Here is a 16,098-nt window from a genome sequence, read left to right as displayed (position 1 = left end):
CTTGCAGGCCCATGGCGGATTCAAAAAAAGCTTTTTTTGATATTTCAAAGGTCAGGCGGGTTTTTCAATACGCGGCTCCGTACAAGAGAAAATTTTACCTGTCTGTTATTCTGGCAATTCTTCTGGCAGTGATCACCCCGGTACGCCCGATGCTGATCCAGCTTACGGTAGACGATTACATCACACATTCCATACCCCGGATGGTTGTATATGTAACGCTGATCCAGCTGGTGATCATCCTCATAGAAACAGCCATGCGTTTTTCTTTTTCTTTTACAACGGCCTGGCTCGGGCAGGCTGTAGTAAAAGATATGCGGGATACGGTCTACAACAAGATCCTCCGATTGAATCTCCGGCAATTTGACCGCACGCCCATCGGAACCCTCACCACCCGTACCATCAACGATATTGAGTCCATTAACGAGATATTTTCCGATGGGCTGATCCCTATTATTGCCGACCTGCTTTCGATCCTTTGTGTATTGCTGTATATGTTCTGGATCGACTGGAAGCTCACGCTCATTGCACTGATTCCTTTCCCCATCATGATCATTGCCACCTATTATTTTAAGGAAAGCATCAACCGCTCTTTTTTCAAGGTCAGGAATGCAGTGGCAGCGCTCAATGCCTTTGTTCAGGAGCACCTGTCCGGCATGAGCGTGGTGCAGGCCTTTCATGCGGAAAAAAAGGAATTTGAAAAATTCAATGCGATCAACAGGCAACACCGCAATGCCAATATCCGCTCCATCTTTGCTTATTCGGTCTTTTTCCCCGTGATCGAAATCGTGCTGGCATTGTCGATAGGGCTGGTGATCTGGTACACGGCCCGGGAGGCCCTGGAGTTAAAACAGGGCCAGCAGGGGGTGATCGTTTCCTTTATTCTCTGCCTGAACCTGCTTTTTCGCCCGTTACGGATGCTGGCCGATAAATTCAATACCGTTCAGATGGGCATTATCGCCAGCGACCGTATCTTTTCGGTGCTGGATAACCCGGATACCGATGTACCGCCCGCCGGGGGCTATAAGGACCCGGCGCACCGTGTTTCGGGCGCTGTTGATTTCGATGACGTTTCTTTTGCTTATGTAAACGACAAATGGGTGCTGAAAGACCTGAGCTTCCATATTCAGCCAGGGCAAACAGTCGCCATTGTAGGTCATACCGGCAGTGGAAAAACGACCATTACGAACCTGCTGAACCGCTTTTATACGATCCAGAAAGGCAGTATCCGCATAGACGGAACAGACATTCACACATTATCGCCCGGATACCTGCGGAAAAATATCGGGGTGGTACTACAGGATGTATTCCTGTTTTCCGGCTCCGTTCTGGATAATATAACCCTCCGGAATCCGCACATTTCTCGGGAGCAGGTCATTGCCGCCGCAAAAATGATCGATATGCACGATTTTATCATGCGGCTGCCGGGTGGGTATGATTATAATGTAAAAGAACGGGGGGCTACTTTGTCCCTGGGGCAGCGGCAGCTGCTTTCTTTTATCCGCGCCCTGTTGTATGATCCTTCCATCCTGATCCTGGATGAGGCCACTTCCTCGATCGACACGGAAAGTGAGCTGCTCATCCAAAAAGCTACCGATACACTCGTAAAGGGGCGTACCTCCATTGTCATCGCCCACCGGTTGAGTACCATCCGCAAGGCAGATAAAATAATGGTGCTGGACAAAGGCGTTCTGGTAGAAATGGGCACGCATGAGGAGCTGATGCTGCAAAACGGGTTCTATGCACGCCTGCATAAAATGCAGTTCGAGCAGCAGGAAACCCGGCAGGCTTCTGTGTAAAACGCTTTAAACCCGTCTTTTCCCATGCTCCCTCCCAGCAAAAAAAAAATTTCCGTCCGAGGCAACCCTCCCTGGAAAATTGCTGTATGTATTTATATATAAACCATTTCATAACCTCATTCATAGTGTTTGTCAGTACCTCCTAAGACCGAGTATAGCCTGTCGAGTATTGTAGGTGGCTGTAAGTTGGGCATTCCCTCCTGGCAGAAGCGGTTGTATGAGCAGTACTTTGGTTTTGCACTTTCCGTTTGCTTCAGGTACACGGCGTCCAGGGAAGACGCGCTGGAGGTGGTGAACGACGGATTTGTTCGGGTGTTCAGAGGGATCGCTCATTTTCAGGAACCGGATGATCCGGATCTTTTATCAAAGATTTTTATGAGCTGGCTTAAAAGAATAATGATTCATACGGGCATCAACCACTACAAATCTGCTAAAAGAAGAGCAGAACGGACGGATACGCTGTCCGACCAGGCGGGTGAAGCCTCCTTTAGAAGCCCGGTCGATGGCATGGCGTACACGGACCTGGTAAAGCTGATCCAAAAATTAAGCCCGGCATACAGAAACACCTTCAGCCTGTTTGCCATTGAGGGCTTCAGCCATGAAGAAATCGCAAAAACATTGGGTATATCAGTGGGCGCATCTAAATCGAACCTGCTAAAAGCCCGTAAAAATCTCAGAGAGATGCTGGAGCAGTTAAATGAGTAAAAAGTTTTCACATATGAACGATGAAGAGTTGGACAAGCTCTTTCGCGACGCAGCCAACCGTTTTCAGCCGCCGGATGTTCCGGAAGACGCGTGGGATGTGTTTTATAAAACAAAAATGCTTCCCGCCGGCAGCAGCATCGAAAAACGCGGGCGGTGGGCCGGGCTCGCAGCGTTACTGGGCCACTTTTTTACGCCGAAGTTTTCCTGGCAATTTGCAACAACCTGCGTACTGGCGCTGATCGCCGGGTTGCTGCTGTTCCGTACAAAGCCGCCTACCGGCAATATTGCCGGCGACCCGGCCGGGAACATAACCCTGCAGCCGCCGGTTGCCGGCACACGCCCTCCCGCAGCCGCTGAAACCAGGCAGGAGCCCGCCGATGCCGGCAACAGCCGGAACGACACAGAGAACAACCGGGAGTGGAATGTCGGGGAGCGGCCCCCTGCGGACATCCTTGCCGGAACCCGGGTTGTCCTTCCCCGGAAGCCGGCTGCCTTTGATTTTTCGAAAAAGCCGGCGGGAGCGCTCAGGGCGACCCCTGCAGACAGCATCGGCGGACGTCATAAGATGGATTTTTCATTGCGCCGGAAACCGGGGGAAGCATCTCCCGCCAGACCGGGCCTGCCGGATCATTACCGGTTCCCCCAAACGGAACCCACAGCAGGCAGGAGCAATACGAGATCCGGGTGGCAGGTTGGTTTGCTGGCCGGCTCTAACCTGGGGATGGTTCGTGGGGATGTTTCGAAAAAGCCGGGACTGAATGCAGGCGTGCTGGTGCAAAAGAAACTCGGCCTGTCACGTTTCTCCATCGAATCCGGCGTGTTGTATGAATCCATGACCTATGATGTGAACAATGCCGATTTTACGCCCAACGGAAAGCCGGTGTCTTCAAGAGTGTCCAATATAGAAGGGGCCTGTACCATGATCGATGTGCCAGTAAATGTGCGGTATGATGTGGTGGCCTCCAAAAAGAACAAGGCGTTCGTAAGTACGGGCGTTTCGCCCACGGTGATCGTAAAGCAAAGCTATGTGTACGACTATGATCCGGGCGACGGTCCGGTTCCGGTAAACAGGGATGTATCCGGAAAGGGAAAAAGTGTCTATGCTGTGGCCAATCTGTCCGTAGGTTATGAGCAAAAATGGAATCACGTATCGGTACAGATAGCCCCGTATGTAAAAATACCCATGGGCGAGATCGGGTACGGGAACCTGAGCCTGGGGGGAATAGGCACGCAGATCTCCATTAAAAAAGACTTGTAATGCAGTAACGAATTAACATATAATCCTCTTATTCAACTTAAATCTGTCATCATGAAAAAAATGAATTTTTTTTCTACAGGGATCCTGTTTGCATTCATCGCCCTAACCCTTGCCAATTGTGGAGGCGATAAGGAAAATGCCATCGACAAACCGAAGCCCGAGGAAAACTCCTGCGATGGCGTCAATGCAAAATTTGCCGCCAACGTGCTCCCGCTCATCCAAGACAAATGCCAGCACTGTCATACACCCGGAGGCATAGCCCCCTTTGCATTACAAACCTACGACCAGATAAAAGCAAAGGCAAGCAATATAAAAGATGCGGCCGTTATCAACAGCCGGATGCCCAAAGGCGGGCCTGCGCTGACCGCGGCCGAGAAAAAAATCCTGGGCTGCTGGATCGATGGCGGCGCTTTAAACAATTAATAGCATGAAAAAAGCAAAACGGATCCTGCTGCTCCTGCTGGTGATCGCCCTGTTGGGCGCCGGCTATGCCTACTATCAATATACCCGGCAACCACCTGATGTAAAAACGGAGGCCGCCGAAATAAAAACAGAGGCCGGGGAACTGGTAGCCGCTTTTAACAACGACGAGGCAGCAGCAAACAAAATATATGTCGAAAAAATTATTTCGGTTACCGGTAAAATAGCAGATATAAAGATCGATCCGACCGGGCAGGCAACTGTTTTCCTCGAAAGCGGCGACCCGATGGCTTCCGTTACCTGCAGCTTTTACGATACCGAGGCAGCAGCGGTAAAAAACCTGGCAACCGGCCGGCAAGTAACCATCAAAGGGGTGTGCACCGGTAAGCTCATGGATGTGGTATTAAATAAATGCAGTATTGTTCCATAAACTATTATTATGAAAAAAAGCTTCTTTGTCTTTTGTTGCTTCCTTTTGTGCACCGCAACAGGATTCGCACAAAAATATTTTACCAAGAACGGTACTATTTCGTTTGAAGCAGGTACCGCCCTTGAAGATATTGTGGCCACCAATAAAACCGCTGCCAGTGTACTGGACGCTGCAACCGGCCAGATCGAATTTGCCGTTCTGATAAAAGGCTTCGAATTCCGCCGGGCGCTCATGCAGGAGCATTTTAATGAGAACTACATGGAAAGCAGCAAATATCCCAGGGCTTCATTCAAAGGGAAGATCACCAATATCCAGAGCGTTTCCTTTCAAAAGCCAGGTACCTACCCCGTTACGGTAAAAGGGACTATGGAGATCCATGGCGTAAAAAAAGAGATGCAGACCGCGGGCAGTCTTACAATATCCGGCACTGCGGTGCAGGCAACAGCCCGGTTTGTGGTAACCATCAGCGATTATAAAATCGCCATACCCCGTATTGTTGCCGACAAGATCTCCAAAACCGCCACCGTCGTTGTGCGTTGTAACTACTCCATCTTAAAATAAACTCATCAAGCGTAAACCAAACTCATATGAAATATTTAGCAACAGCAATCTTTCTCCTTTTAATGGCCCCTGTTATCCGGGCGCAGGAAAACGATCTTCTCGGCCTGATCGATTCGGCAGGAACGGGACAAAAAGAATATGTGACCGGCGCCTTTAAATCGAGCCGGGTCATCAACGGCCATTCCATCGAATTCATTGGAAAAAACGTGCTGGATGTGCGCATTCTGCACCGCTTCGGAAGGGTCAGCGATGGCATCGGAGAACTGTTTGGGCTGGACGAGGCCGCCATGCGGCTGGGTTTTGATTATGGCCTGGGAAAAGACCTGACCATTGGCGTTGGCCGCAGTACCGAAGGCAAGGAGCTGGACGGGTTTATCAAATACCGGCCGATCCATCAGGCCACCGGGGCCAAAGGCGCTTCCCCGGTTTCGGTGGTACTGGTGGCCGGCAGTGCGCTCACCACCGTAAAATTTCCCAGCGATGCAAAATTTACCGATACCAAACACCGCCTGGCTTACTACAGCACGGTCATCGTTGGCCGGAAATTTACCGAGGCGCTCAGCCTGCAATTGTCGCCCACCTATGTGCACAGAAACCTGGTGCAGGACCGGACGGACGACAATGACACTTACGCACTGGGGATCGGCGGCCGGTTAAAACTATCCAAAAGGGTTGCCTTCGTGGCAGACTATCACTACGTTATTTCCGGTTTAAACAAAGAGCTTTATAAAAATCCCCTGTCGCTCGGTTTTGATATTGAGACCGGCGGACACGTATTCCAGCTCCATTTTTCCAATGCCACGGGAATGAATGAAAAAGCCTTTATCACCGGTACTACAGACAGCTGGGGTAGCGGGGAGATCCGCTTTGGCTTTAACCTTTCAAGAGTTTTTACCGTTGGCAAAAGAAAAAGCAAAACAATGCCCGGTTCCTGATCCGATAAATCCCTATTCTTCTTTTTAATTAACGCTTAAACCAAAAAATTATGAATCCGTATTTTTTCGCAGGTGTAGTGAAACTGCAAAAATTTTTACCGCAATGTATGATCCTGTTTGCCGCGATACTTGCCGCCGAAGGCTGCTCCAGCGACGACAGTTATACGCCCCCTGCCCCGGCAATACAGGTAAAATTGGCCACCAACGCTCAGCATGGCGATTACCTGGTGGATAAGGATGGCAGAACACTCTACTTTTTTGCCAACGACTCCGCTACCGTAAATACCTGTGTTTCTGCCGGTTGTAAAGCATTGTGGCCCACTTTTTTTGCTGGCATTACCCCCCAGACCATCGATAAGGGGCTTGATATCAACGATTTTGACACCATTGGCAGCGGCGGAGCCATGCAACTGGCTTATAAGGGGCGGCCACTGTATTATTATGCGCCAAGTGTTGGTGGTACCAATACGCCGGAAGCCGCGGGCCAGATCCAGGGCGACGGCATCGGCAACAACTGGTTCGTAGCCAAACCCGATTATACGATTATGCTGACCAACGCACAACTGGTGGGCGCCGATGGTAAAAAATATGACTCTACCCTCCAGGTGATCACCGGCAACAGCAGAACCCGCTATCTGACAGATGCGCGGGGCGTTACTTTATACGCTTTTACCAACGATAAACTGAACACCAGCAATTGTACCGGAGGGTGCGCAGGCATATGGCCGGTTTACGAAATGGAGAAAATAGTCGTTCCGTCTTATTTAGAAAAAACAAAATTTACGGTTATTACCCATCCTTCGGGCAAAAAACAGCTGGCTTATAACGGCTGGCCGCTCTACTATTATGTTCAGGATAATATGGTGATGGGCCTCAACAAAGGTGTATCCGTTGCCTACCCCAAGTGGCCGGCAGTGGTAAAAAGCAGGGCTGCAGCCACACCCTGATCCAAACATGGAGGTTCGATAGGTTTATATGAAAGCCGTCTTCTAAAAAAATTGAGGGCGGCTTTATTCATGAACAGCCCCCGGGATCGTCAGTGAATGGCGGTGGTGACCGGCAAAAAATATCCCGAAGAAGGGTCCCGTTGCCTGTTTTACGGGAACCAGACCTGTCGAGGAAACCCCTCTCCTCCCAGCAAGAGGCAGATTTACACCGGCTTAGGAAAAAATCCTGCCCGCGCCCATATGGAGCGCTTCCGGGTAATATTCGGTATGGTACGGATCGGGAAAATACCGATAAATACCAGGTCTTATATATGGTAAGAGACCTGACAGTTTATTCGCAGGGCCCAACCCGGCAACAGGGGTGCCAACCAGAACATCGTCGATACCCGTCCAAACGGTATCAGGGCCCTTTCCTCTATATCACCCCCCTCATCGCCGATAAAAAGGCCCTAAACCGCCCCAAAGACCAGACCGGCTTTATCAAACAGGAACGGATCAAAAAAATCCCCCGAAGAGCCCGGTTACCGCTGAAAAACTTTAAATACCGCCTGTAAATTCCCTTTTTTATCTGTTTCAGCCTTATCTTTGCGGCAAATTTCAGAGCAGTATGGGTTTTAAATGGTTCAAATCCTTTATGGTAGCGGCTTTAAGCCTGTTTTTGGTGTTTACGGCACAATCTGTTTTTGCGCAGCATGAAGAGCATGCAGAAGGAGCGGCCACAGAGGAGAAGTTCAACCCGGGTGAAGCCATCCTGCACCATATTGCCGATGCGCACGAGTGGCACTTTTTCTCCCTGAAAAAGAGCGACGGCTCTGAATTTCACGCCACCATTCCCCTGCCAGTGATCCTTTATTCGCCCCAGCGCGGATTGAGTACGTTCATGTCCTCCCGTTTCCACCACGGCCAGGAAGCATACAATGGCTACAAAGTGGAGCATGGCAAAATTGTAGCAGTTGACGCCGCCGGGGCTCCCGACGAATCGGTTAAGGTGTACGACTTTTCCATGACCAAGAATGTTGTTCAGCTTTTCATTGCCCTGATCGTTCTGGTATGGCTGCTCACTTCTATGGCCAAAAAATACAAAACCGGGCAGGGTGTTACATCTGCTCCCAAAGGCCTGCAAAATGCCATCGAACCGGTGATCACTTTTGTACGGGATGATGTGGCCAAACCCAACCTGGGGCCTAAATACCAAAAATTCCTTCCTTATTTATTAACCATATTCTTCTTTATACTCATCAATGCGATATTCGGAATGCTGCCGGGCGCGGCAAATGTTACCGGCAATATTGCATTTACTGCGGTTTTGGGCGTTATTGCTTTTATCGTGATCATCTTCAATACCAACGGGCACTACTGGCAGCATATTTTCTGGTTTCCGGGCGTTCCGCTTCCGGTGAAGATACTGATGATCCCGGTAGAGCTGATGGGCGTTTTTACAAAGCCATTTGCGTTAATTGTCCGTCTCTTTGCAAATATGACCGCGGGCCATATCGTAATCCTGAGCTTCATAAGCCTCATCTTTATTTTCACCGAAATGTCACAGGTTGCCGGGGTTGCCTTTACACCTGTTTCCATAGCATTCGCGGTATTCATTTATTTAATTGAAATACTGGTAGCGTTTATCCAGGCCTATATTTTTGCAAATCTGACGGCCATATTTATTGGTGAAGCCATTGGCGATCATCATTATGAAGAGGATATTGTTGCCCATCATTAATACGTTTTTTTTAAATCAACTATAAAATCAGAGTCATGAGTTTAATGAACACTTTGTTGGAAGTAAGCGGAAGCTGGTCTCACTTTGGTGGTGCCGTAGGCGCTGGCCTTGCAGCCATTGGTGCCGGTATCGGTATCGGTCAAATTGGTAAAGGCGCTACTGAAGGTATCGCTCGTCAGCCGGAAGCTGCCAACGACATTCGTGGCGCTATGATCTTATCTGCAGCCTTGATCGAGGGTGTTGCCCTGTTTGCGGTAATCGCAGGCCTGCTGGCTGTGCTGAAGTAATAGCTTCACCAACTTTTACTGCATCTAAAGCAAAGGGCGGCGGATGCAGTATTTTTAAAGCTCTTTTGTTTTGATACCGGCTGTAGTGCATGGGGCGGCAGTGTTGCGTCGCAATCACTTCATCTGCAGGATCAATAGCATCAATTTTAGTTCATGATCTGTGATCCATGAACGTATAAAATATTTTAAATTTCAATTATGGATTTGTTAACTCCCAATCTCGGATACTTTGTCTGGATATTTGTGGCCTTTGTCATCGTATTCCTGGTACTTAAAAAATTTGCCTGGAAGCCCATCATTAAAATGTTGAATGAGCGGGAACAGAACATAGCCGGCGCCATTGCTTCTGCAGAAAAAGTAAAAGCGGAAATGGCCCAGCTGCAAAGCGAAAATGAGGCGCTCCTGGCAAAAGCCCGCGAGGAAAGAGCACAACTGCTCAAGGAAGCCCGCGAAACAAAAGACAAGATCGTGAACGAAGCCAAAGAGCAGGCAAAAACAGAAGCCAGCCGGATCATTGCCGATGCACAGCAAGCCATCAATGCACAAAAGATGGCCGCACTTACTGATGTAAAGAACGAAGTGGGTAAAATGGTGATCGAAGTAAGCGAGAAAGTGCTGAAGCAGCAACTGGCCGGCCAGGACAAACAAGAAGAATATATCAATAGCCTGGTAAATTCCATCAAACTGAACTAATCGGTTTCGGAATCACTTTACATTTCACATTTTATATTCGTTATTCTACTTTTAAGATATGCCCAATCCTCGTTTAGCCTCCAGATATGCAAAAGCCCTGTTAGACCTGGCAAAAGAAAAGAACCAGGTGGCAGCAGTATTTGCCGACATTCAATGGCTGCAGGCGGTGTGCAAAGAAAGCAGGGAATTCGTAAGCCTGTTGCGCAGCCCCATTATCAAGGCCGATAAAAAAAAGAGCATTGTGGATGCCATCACCGGCAATCACATCGGGCCCCTTACCAAAGGCTTTGCCAACCTGCTGATCTCAAAAAACCGGGAAGCCATACTTCCGGAGATCCTGCCGGCTTTTATTGAGCAATACAAAGTATTGAACAACATCCATACCGTAAAGCTGACCACAGCCGTTCCGGTGAGCGATGCTGTAAAAAACAACATTGTTGACCAGGTAAAAAAAGTATCCGGCCAGCAGAACATAGAGCTGGAAGCAACGGTTAACCCCGATATCATTGGCGGTTTTGTGTTGGAAATGGGCGATAAAATGGTAGATGCCAGCGTTAGCTACGACCTGAAGGCGATCGCTAAGCAATTCAAGAATAATGACTTTATCTATAAGGTGCGGTAAAGAACCCCCTTTAAAAATAATAACGCCCCGTTCTTTTGGAATGGGGCGTTTCTTTTACAATTCAGTATGACCAATAAAAAACGTGAAAATGAAGATCCACTGCCGTTCCATATGGTCCTCCCTCCGGCCAACATCTTGATCTATGTTGCAGGAACGGGAAGTGAAGCAGCATATTTCAAGCGTTAAAAGGAACCCAACCCCGAACTTTAAACTTCAAACCGTTTCCTTACGGGAATGTAAAACCAGCCTGCCTGCTGATTATTGCAACTGCTCCAGGAACTCGATCCGCTCCTCCGGCAGCAGCAAATGCGTTTGTATGCCCAGCCCCTGTGCCGTGGGCAGGTTGGTAATGCTGTCGTCAATAAACAGCGTTTCTCCCGCCTCGATTCCCGCATCCTCCAATACAAAAGCATAGGTATCCGCATCCGGTTTGCGACGGTTGATCTCGTGCGAGTAATACGCCTTTTTAAAAAAAGACTCCAGCGACGGATAGGCTGTTTGCTCCTTTAACGTTTTTGAAAAGTGCTCATAATGGATCCGGTTGGTATTGCTCAGTAAAAACAGGTTGTAGCGGTTCGCCAGCGGTATCAGAAAATCAAGACTGGGCTTCCGGTAATCCAGCAGCATAGCGTTCCAGGCCTGCTCCAGCTGTACATCCGGAACCGGTTGCTGCAGCAGGCTGCGGAGCCCTTCATAAAATGCCGGTGCGGCAATCAACCCCTTTTCCAGGTCTTGAAAGATGGGGGCTGCCACATATTGCGAAAACCGGTCCTCAAAATCAGCAAAACCCAATGCTTCAAAAGCCGCAAAGGATCGCTTAAAATCCAGGTTCAGCAATACGCCTCCAAAATCAAAAATTACATTTTTAATCATGGCTCAAAGATAGGCTGCACCAGGCATGAATGCAGAAAATGAAGAATAATTCATAATGAATGGGAACGCCTCCCGCATCCATTATGAATTATATCCTTTAAACACTCTAAATCACCATTCATGCCTGCTTTCATTTTCAAATTATCAAATTCTCAAATCGGCACATTATCCCATTTCCATTACTTTTGCCGCTAATAAAAAACTATGGCAACAACAAAAATTACGGTGAATAATAACGGTTCGCTGCGGATCGAAGGAGATTTTGAGATCGTGGACAAAGAAGGCAATTCCTATGACCTGGGTGGAAGAGCCGTAATATCGCTGTGCCGCTGCGGCAAGTCGGCCAACAAGCCGTTTTGTGATGGCAGCCACAAAGGCCATTTCGAACATGAGGCCGTTGCCTTTGCCCTGCCGCCAAAAAAAACCGTTTAAGCCGGCAGTGCTTAATTTTACAGCATGTACACTTTAAAAAAATCATTAGGGCAGCACTTTTTAAAGGACGACGGCATCTGCAAAAAGATCGTGGCAGCAGTGGCCGCCGAAAGCCCGGAGCAACTGCTGGAAGTAGGGCCCGGCGGCGGGGCCATTACCCGTTATCTTATTGAACTGCCTGCAACCGCCTTTAAGGCCATAGAACTGGATGAAGAAAAGATACAGTATCTTGTTACCGCCTATCCCGCGCTAAAGGATAAGATCATCCACGAAAGCATCCTGGATGCGGCGGCCCCCTTTGAAGGCCCGTTTCATGTAGTGGGCAATTTTCCGTATAATATTTCCACGCAGATCCTTTTTAAATTATTAGACTGGAAAGAGCAGGTACCGGTCATTACCGGCATGTTCCAAAAGGAAGTAGCATTGCGGGTAGCGGCCCCTTCGGGGTCCAAGACCTATGGGGTCATCAGCGTGCTGATCCAGGCCTTTTACAGTGTGGAATACCTGTTTGACGTAAGCGAACAGGCATTCAATCCGCCGCCTAAAGTAAAAAGCGGGGTGATCCGGCTCCGGAGAAAAGAAGCAGTGGAACCCATGAAATCGCCCCGGGCGTTCACCGTGCTTGTCAAAACGGCCTTTAATCAAAGAAGGAAAATGCTCCGGAATGCGGTAAAACCCCTGTTCGACGAAACCGTATTAAAGGACGACATCTTTAACAAGCGCGCCGAACAGCTATCCGTCGGTGATTTTGCAGCGCTCAGCTTTAAAATGAAATAATGTTCCGCCGTTTTTATCTACACCATATCTAAAAAAAAACTGATGAAAGAAAAAGTGATCATTACAGGAAATGCACACCCCATACTACAGGAAACCCTTGCAGAAAAAGGATTTGAGGTCTCCTACCAGCCAAAGATCACCTACGAGGAGCTGATGGCGCAGGCGCAGGACATTACGGGTCTGGTACTAACCACGCGTATTACCGTTGACAAGCCGCTGATCGATGCGGCCCCTGCTCTCCGATGGATCGGACGCCTGGGCAGCGGCATGGAACTGATCGACGTACCCTATGCCCAAAGCAAAAACATACTTTGTGTCAGCAGCCCAGAGGGCAACCGCAATGCCGTTGCCGAACAAAGCCTGGGCATGCTGCTGATGCTGCTGAATAAAATGAATATCGCCGTTCCCGAAGTACAGCAGCTGATCTGGAAACGGGAAGAGAACCGGGGAACCGAGCTTACCGGAAAAACGGTGGGCATCATAGGCTACGGCAATACCGGCTGGGCCTTTGCCCGGTTGCTGCAGCCGTTTAATGTAACGGTGCTTGCCTACGACAAATTCAAAAATGATTTTGCCCATGACCATGTAAAAGAAGCTTCATTGGAACAGGTATGCCGTTACTCCGATGCCATCAGCTTCAATGTACCGCTCACCACCGATACAAAGGGAATGCTGACGCTGGAGCTGATGAAGACCATGCAGCAAAAACCCATCATCCTCAACGCCAGCAGGGGTAAGGTCATCCACCCTCCCACATTAGCAGAAGGGTTAAAGCAGGGGCTGATCTCCGGTGCCTGTCTGGATGTGCTGGAAAATGAAAAGCTGGATACTTATACTACGGAGGAAAGAGAAACACTACAATGGATTCTGAATCAATCAAATGTGATCATTACTCCCCATATTGCCGGTTACAGTCATGAGGCCTTTTTGAAAATGGCTACAGTTCTGTTAAAAAAGCTGGGGATAAAGGAATTGTAATCCTTTTTAATTATATTTGTTTATATAGGTAGTGCAACGCTTCAGTTCTGATCTGAGGCGTTGTTATTTTTTTCTGTTTATTCTAAAGGAAACACATATGAGTATACAATATGTAACAAAGGAAACATTAGAGCAAATGAAGGAAGAGTTGCAGCACATGAAAGGTGTGGAGCGTCCGGCTGCCAGCCGGGCCATTGCAGAAGCTCGTGAAAAAGGAGACCTCAAGGAAAATGCAGAGTACGATGCCGCCAAAGAAGCCCAGGGGATCCTGGAAGCAAAAATTGCAGCGCTGGAAGGCGCGCTGGCCAATGCCCGCGTGGTAGACGAATCTACGATTGATACCAGCAAAGTTTCGATCCTGACCAAAGTGAAGCTCACCAATCTCAAAACAAAAAAACAGGTGATCTATCAGCTCGTAAGCGAGCAGGAGGCCGATCTGAAAGCCGGAAAAATATCCATCACCTCTCCCATCGGAAAAGGTATCCTGGGTAAAGAGCCCGGCGATGTGGCCGATGTACAGGCGCCCGCAGGCGTGATCCAGTTTAAAATAGAAGAGATTTCGATCTGATTTTTTGCAGCCGGCCGCAGTGCATCGCCCGTCATTTCTTGCGTCGCACTCTTGTGCAGCGGTACTGCTCTCAGCTTTTTAAGCCGCTCCGGTCAACCCGGGGCGGTTTTTTTGTAGCTTTGACCAATGGCTTAAAAGCCTGTTATAAAAGCTCCCAAACAATAAATCATAGACATGACCATCTTTTCAAAAATAATCACCGGGGATATTCCCTCTTATAAAATTGCAGAGAGCGACAAATTCATTGCTTTTTTAGACATCATGCCCCTGCGCAGGGGCCATACCCTTGTTGTGCCCAAAATTGAAGTAGACAACCTGTTTGATGTGCCGGACGATTATCTGTCGGAATTGCTGGTATTTGCAAGGCCCGTTGCAAAAGCGATCGAAAAAAGCTTCGACTGCAATCGTTGCGGTGTAAGTGTCGTTGGCATTGAAGTGCCCCATGCCCACGTGCACCTCATCCCGCTTAATGATGCCAATGACGTAAATTTTCTGCAACCCAAGCTGCAATTATCTCCCGAAGAGATGAAGGCCGTACAGGAACTGATCGTAAGCAACCTGTAAGGTTTTGACAACGGCACGGGTTTAGCCAACCGGCTTCATTTTTGCCGTAAAATGCCGCAGCAGGGGCGCTTCATAAACAATTTCATACCCTCCGAGCTCCTTTCTTTTTTTAAATACGTCGATGATGATCTCTGTTACATAATCGATATGGCTTTGTGTGTACACCCGGCGGGGAATGGCCAGCCGCACCAGCTCCATTTGTGCGGGGATCAATGAACCGTCCGCTGCATATTTTCCAAACATCAGGGAACCGATCTCCACACTGCGGATGCCGCCCTCTATATACAACGCATTGCTCAGTGCCAGGCCCGGGTACTGTTGCAACGGAATCTGCGGCAGAAATGCCCTTGCATCTAAATATACCGCATGACCACCCATTGGCTTTACAAACGGGATCCCTTCTGCCGCTAATTTTTCGCCGATATACTCCATGCTGCGGATGCGGTATTTCAGATAATGCTCATCTATAATTTCTTCCAGTCCCACGGCTATCGCTTCAAGATCACGCCCGGCAAGCCCGCCATACGTAGGAAACCCTTCCGTGATCACCAGCAGGTTCCGGCATGCCTGCGTCAGTTCATCATCATTCAATGCCAGAAATCCGCCGATATTGGCAAACGCATCTTTTTTAGCACTCATGGTACAGCCATCGACATAGGAAAAAAGCTCCCCCGCTATTTCCTGTATTGATTTCGAAGCATACCCTTCTTCACGTTGCTTTATAAAGTAACAGTTTTCCGCAAACCGGCAGGCATCAATAAAAAACAGGATCCCGTATTTTTTGCAGATCCTGCCTGCGGCCCGGATATTTTCCATACTCACCGGCTGACCGCCCCCGGAATTATTCGTGATGGTGATGATGCACATCGCAATCTGCCCCGCGCCTCTTTCCCGGATTGTTGCTTCCATGGCAGCCAGGTCGATATTGCCCTTGAAAGGCGCAACGGTAGCCGGCTGCCGCCCTTCTTCCGTCAGCAGGTCGATTCCCTCTGCACCGGAAAATTCAATATTGGCGCGGGTGGTATCAAACAAGGTATTGCTTAAAAAACATTTTCCTTTTCCGCCCGTGATGGTAAACAATATTTTTTCCGACGCCCTGCCCTGGTGTGTGGGAATGATGTTTTTCATGCCGGTGATCTTCTTTACTGCTGCTTCAAAGCGATAAAAACTCCTGCTGCCGGCATAGGACTCGTCTCCCTCCATCATCGCCGCCCATTGCCGGCTGCTCATGGCCGATGTGCCGCTGTCGGTAAGCAGATCGATCAGCACATCGTCTGCACGTATTAAAAAAGGATTATAAAAGGCCTGCGCTAAGATACGGAGGCGTTGTTCTCCGGTGGTGAACCGCAGGGGTTCTACCGATTTTATACGAAAGGGTTCAATAATGGTGGTCGCCATACACTGTTTTTTGGATTTGCCAATAAAAGATAACGGTTATTATGCAGGAAAGCTCACCCAAAAGACAGGTAGCGCTTCCGCAGGGATGCGGAAGATTAAGTGGGACTTTTAATAACTTTTTGCCAAAGCGGAAG

Annotated in this window: 19 protein-coding genes; 17 read left to right on the top strand and 2 right to left on the bottom strand. The window is 48.8% G+C overall.

Annotated features, from left to right (window positions below; translation table 11 throughout):
• Nucleotides 1–11 precede the first annotated feature (11 nt).
• The 12 genes from B160_RS0106240 (at nucleotide 12) to atpH (ending at nucleotide 10,374) form a co-directional block, all read left to right on the top strand.
• A complete protein-coding gene (locus B160_RS0106240; RefSeq protein WP_018627033.1) occupies nucleotides 12–1,796 on the top strand; it encodes an ABC transporter ATP-binding protein in 1,785 nt (594 codons plus the stop codon).
• 129 nt (nucleotides 1,797–1,925) lie between these two features.
• Nucleotides 1,926–2,501, top strand: coding sequence for an RNA polymerase sigma factor (locus B160_RS0106235; RefSeq protein ID WP_026309582.1), 576 nt, complete (start codon nucleotides 1,926–1,928; stop codon nucleotides 2,499–2,501).
• Nucleotides 2,502–2,514: 13 nt separating this feature from the next.
• Nucleotides 2,515–3,759, top strand: a complete 1,245-nt coding sequence (locus B160_RS0106230) for a porin family protein (protein ID WP_245562154.1) — start codon at nucleotides 2,515–2,517, stop codon at nucleotides 3,757–3,759.
• 51 nt (nucleotides 3,760–3,810) lie between these two features.
• Nucleotides 3,811–4,182, top strand: coding sequence for a hypothetical protein (locus B160_RS0106225; protein ID WP_018627030.1), 372 nt, complete (start codon nucleotides 3,811–3,813; stop codon nucleotides 4,180–4,182).
• 4 nt (nucleotides 4,183–4,186) lie between these two features.
• Entirely contained in the window at nucleotides 4,187–4,609 is a 423-nt protein-coding gene (locus B160_RS0106220; RefSeq protein ID WP_018627029.1) for an OB-fold protein, read from the top strand.
• A gap of 9 nt (nucleotides 4,610–4,618) precedes the next feature.
• Nucleotides 4,619–5,170, top strand: coding sequence for a YceI family protein (locus B160_RS0106215; protein ID WP_018627028.1), 552 nt, complete (start codon nucleotides 4,619–4,621; stop codon nucleotides 5,168–5,170).
• 26 nt (nucleotides 5,171–5,196) lie between these two features.
• On the top strand, nucleotides 5,197–6,105 hold the full coding sequence (locus tag B160_RS0106210; protein WP_018627027.1) for a DUF5777 family beta-barrel protein: 909 nt from the start codon (nucleotides 5,197–5,199) through the stop codon (nucleotides 6,103–6,105).
• Between the two features lie 50 nt (nucleotides 6,106–6,155).
• Nucleotides 6,156–7,052: a COG4315 family predicted lipoprotein gene (locus B160_RS0106205; RefSeq protein ID WP_018627026.1), complete on the top strand. Its 897-nt coding sequence runs from the start codon at nucleotides 6,156–6,158 to the stop codon at nucleotides 7,050–7,052.
• A 634-nt stretch (nucleotides 7,053–7,686) separates the two neighbouring features.
• Nucleotides 7,687–8,772: a F0F1 ATP synthase subunit A gene (gene atpB, locus B160_RS0106190; RefSeq protein ID WP_157557931.1), complete on the top strand. Its 1,086-nt coding sequence runs from the start codon at nucleotides 7,687–7,689 to the stop codon at nucleotides 8,770–8,772.
• Nucleotides 8,773–8,807: 35 nt separating this feature from the next.
• A complete protein-coding gene (gene atpE / locus B160_RS0106185) occupies nucleotides 8,808–9,059 on the top strand; it encodes an ATP synthase F0 subunit C (RefSeq protein WP_008586479.1) in 252 nt (83 codons plus the stop codon).
• Between the two features lie 198 nt (nucleotides 9,060–9,257).
• Nucleotides 9,258–9,752 carry a F0F1 ATP synthase subunit B gene (gene atpF, locus B160_RS0106180; RefSeq protein ID WP_018627022.1) on the top strand — a complete coding sequence of 165 codons (495 nt, stop codon included), beginning with the start codon at nucleotides 9,258–9,260 and terminating at the stop codon, nucleotides 9,750–9,752.
• A 58-nt stretch (nucleotides 9,753–9,810) separates the two neighbouring features.
• The gene (gene atpH / locus B160_RS0106175) at nucleotides 9,811–10,374 is read left to right on the top strand and encodes an ATP synthase F1 subunit delta (RefSeq protein ID WP_018627021.1); all 564 of its coding nucleotides are present in this window, start codon (nucleotides 9,811–9,813) and stop codon (nucleotides 10,372–10,374) included.
• A gap of 258 nt (nucleotides 10,375–10,632) precedes the next feature.
• On the opposite strand, the gene B160_RS0106165 is transcribed toward atpH, so the two are convergent.
• The gene (locus tag B160_RS0106165; RefSeq protein ID WP_018627019.1) at nucleotides 10,633–11,247 is read right to left on the bottom strand and encodes an HAD family hydrolase; all 615 of its coding nucleotides are present in this window, start codon (nucleotides 11,245–11,247) and stop codon (nucleotides 10,633–10,635) included.
• A 204-nt stretch (nucleotides 11,248–11,451) separates the two neighbouring features.
• On the opposite strand from B160_RS0106165, the gene B160_RS0106160 reads away from it, so the two are divergent.
• The 5 genes from B160_RS0106160 (at nucleotide 11,452) to B160_RS0106140 (ending at nucleotide 14,566) form a co-directional block, all read left to right on the top strand.
• Nucleotides 11,452–11,679 (top strand): CDGSH iron-sulfur domain-containing protein, encoded by a 228-nt coding sequence (locus tag B160_RS0106160; RefSeq protein WP_018627018.1) that lies wholly within the window; start codon nucleotides 11,452–11,454, stop codon nucleotides 11,677–11,679.
• A 24-nt stretch (nucleotides 11,680–11,703) separates the two neighbouring features.
• Nucleotides 11,704–12,456 (top strand): 16S rRNA (adenine(1518)-N(6)/adenine(1519)-N(6))-dimethyltransferase RsmA, encoded by a 753-nt coding sequence (gene rsmA / locus B160_RS0106155; RefSeq protein ID WP_018627017.1) that lies wholly within the window; start codon nucleotides 11,704–11,706, stop codon nucleotides 12,454–12,456.
• A 42-nt stretch (nucleotides 12,457–12,498) separates the two neighbouring features.
• Nucleotides 12,499–13,434 carry an NAD(P)-dependent oxidoreductase gene (locus B160_RS0106150; protein WP_018627016.1) on the top strand — a complete coding sequence of 312 codons (936 nt, stop codon included), beginning with the start codon at nucleotides 12,499–12,501 and terminating at the stop codon, nucleotides 13,432–13,434.
• Between the two features lie 97 nt (nucleotides 13,435–13,531).
• Nucleotides 13,532–14,002 carry a transcription elongation factor GreA gene (gene greA / locus B160_RS0106145; RefSeq protein ID WP_026309580.1) on the top strand — a complete coding sequence of 157 codons (471 nt, stop codon included), beginning with the start codon at nucleotides 13,532–13,534 and terminating at the stop codon, nucleotides 14,000–14,002.
• Nucleotides 14,003–14,176: 174 nt separating this feature from the next.
• Complete coding sequence (locus B160_RS0106140) at nucleotides 14,177–14,566, top strand: HIT family protein (protein ID WP_018627014.1); 390 nt, start codon at nucleotides 14,177–14,179, stop codon at nucleotides 14,564–14,566.
• Between the two features lie 21 nt (nucleotides 14,567–14,587).
• Here the strand turns inward: B160_RS0106140 and B160_RS0106135 are convergent, their stop codons facing one another.
• Entirely contained in the window at nucleotides 14,588–15,964 is a 1,377-nt protein-coding gene (locus B160_RS0106135) for a tryptophanase (RefSeq protein ID WP_018627013.1), read from the bottom strand.
• Nucleotides 15,965–16,098 lie beyond the last annotated feature (134 nt).

Origin of the sequence: Niabella aurantiaca DSM 17617 (assembly GCF_000374125.1) — a bacterium.
GTDB lineage: Bacteria > Bacteroidota > Bacteroidia > Chitinophagales > Chitinophagaceae > Niabella > Niabella aurantiaca.
This window is presented reverse-complemented; position numbering and strand designations above follow the sequence as displayed.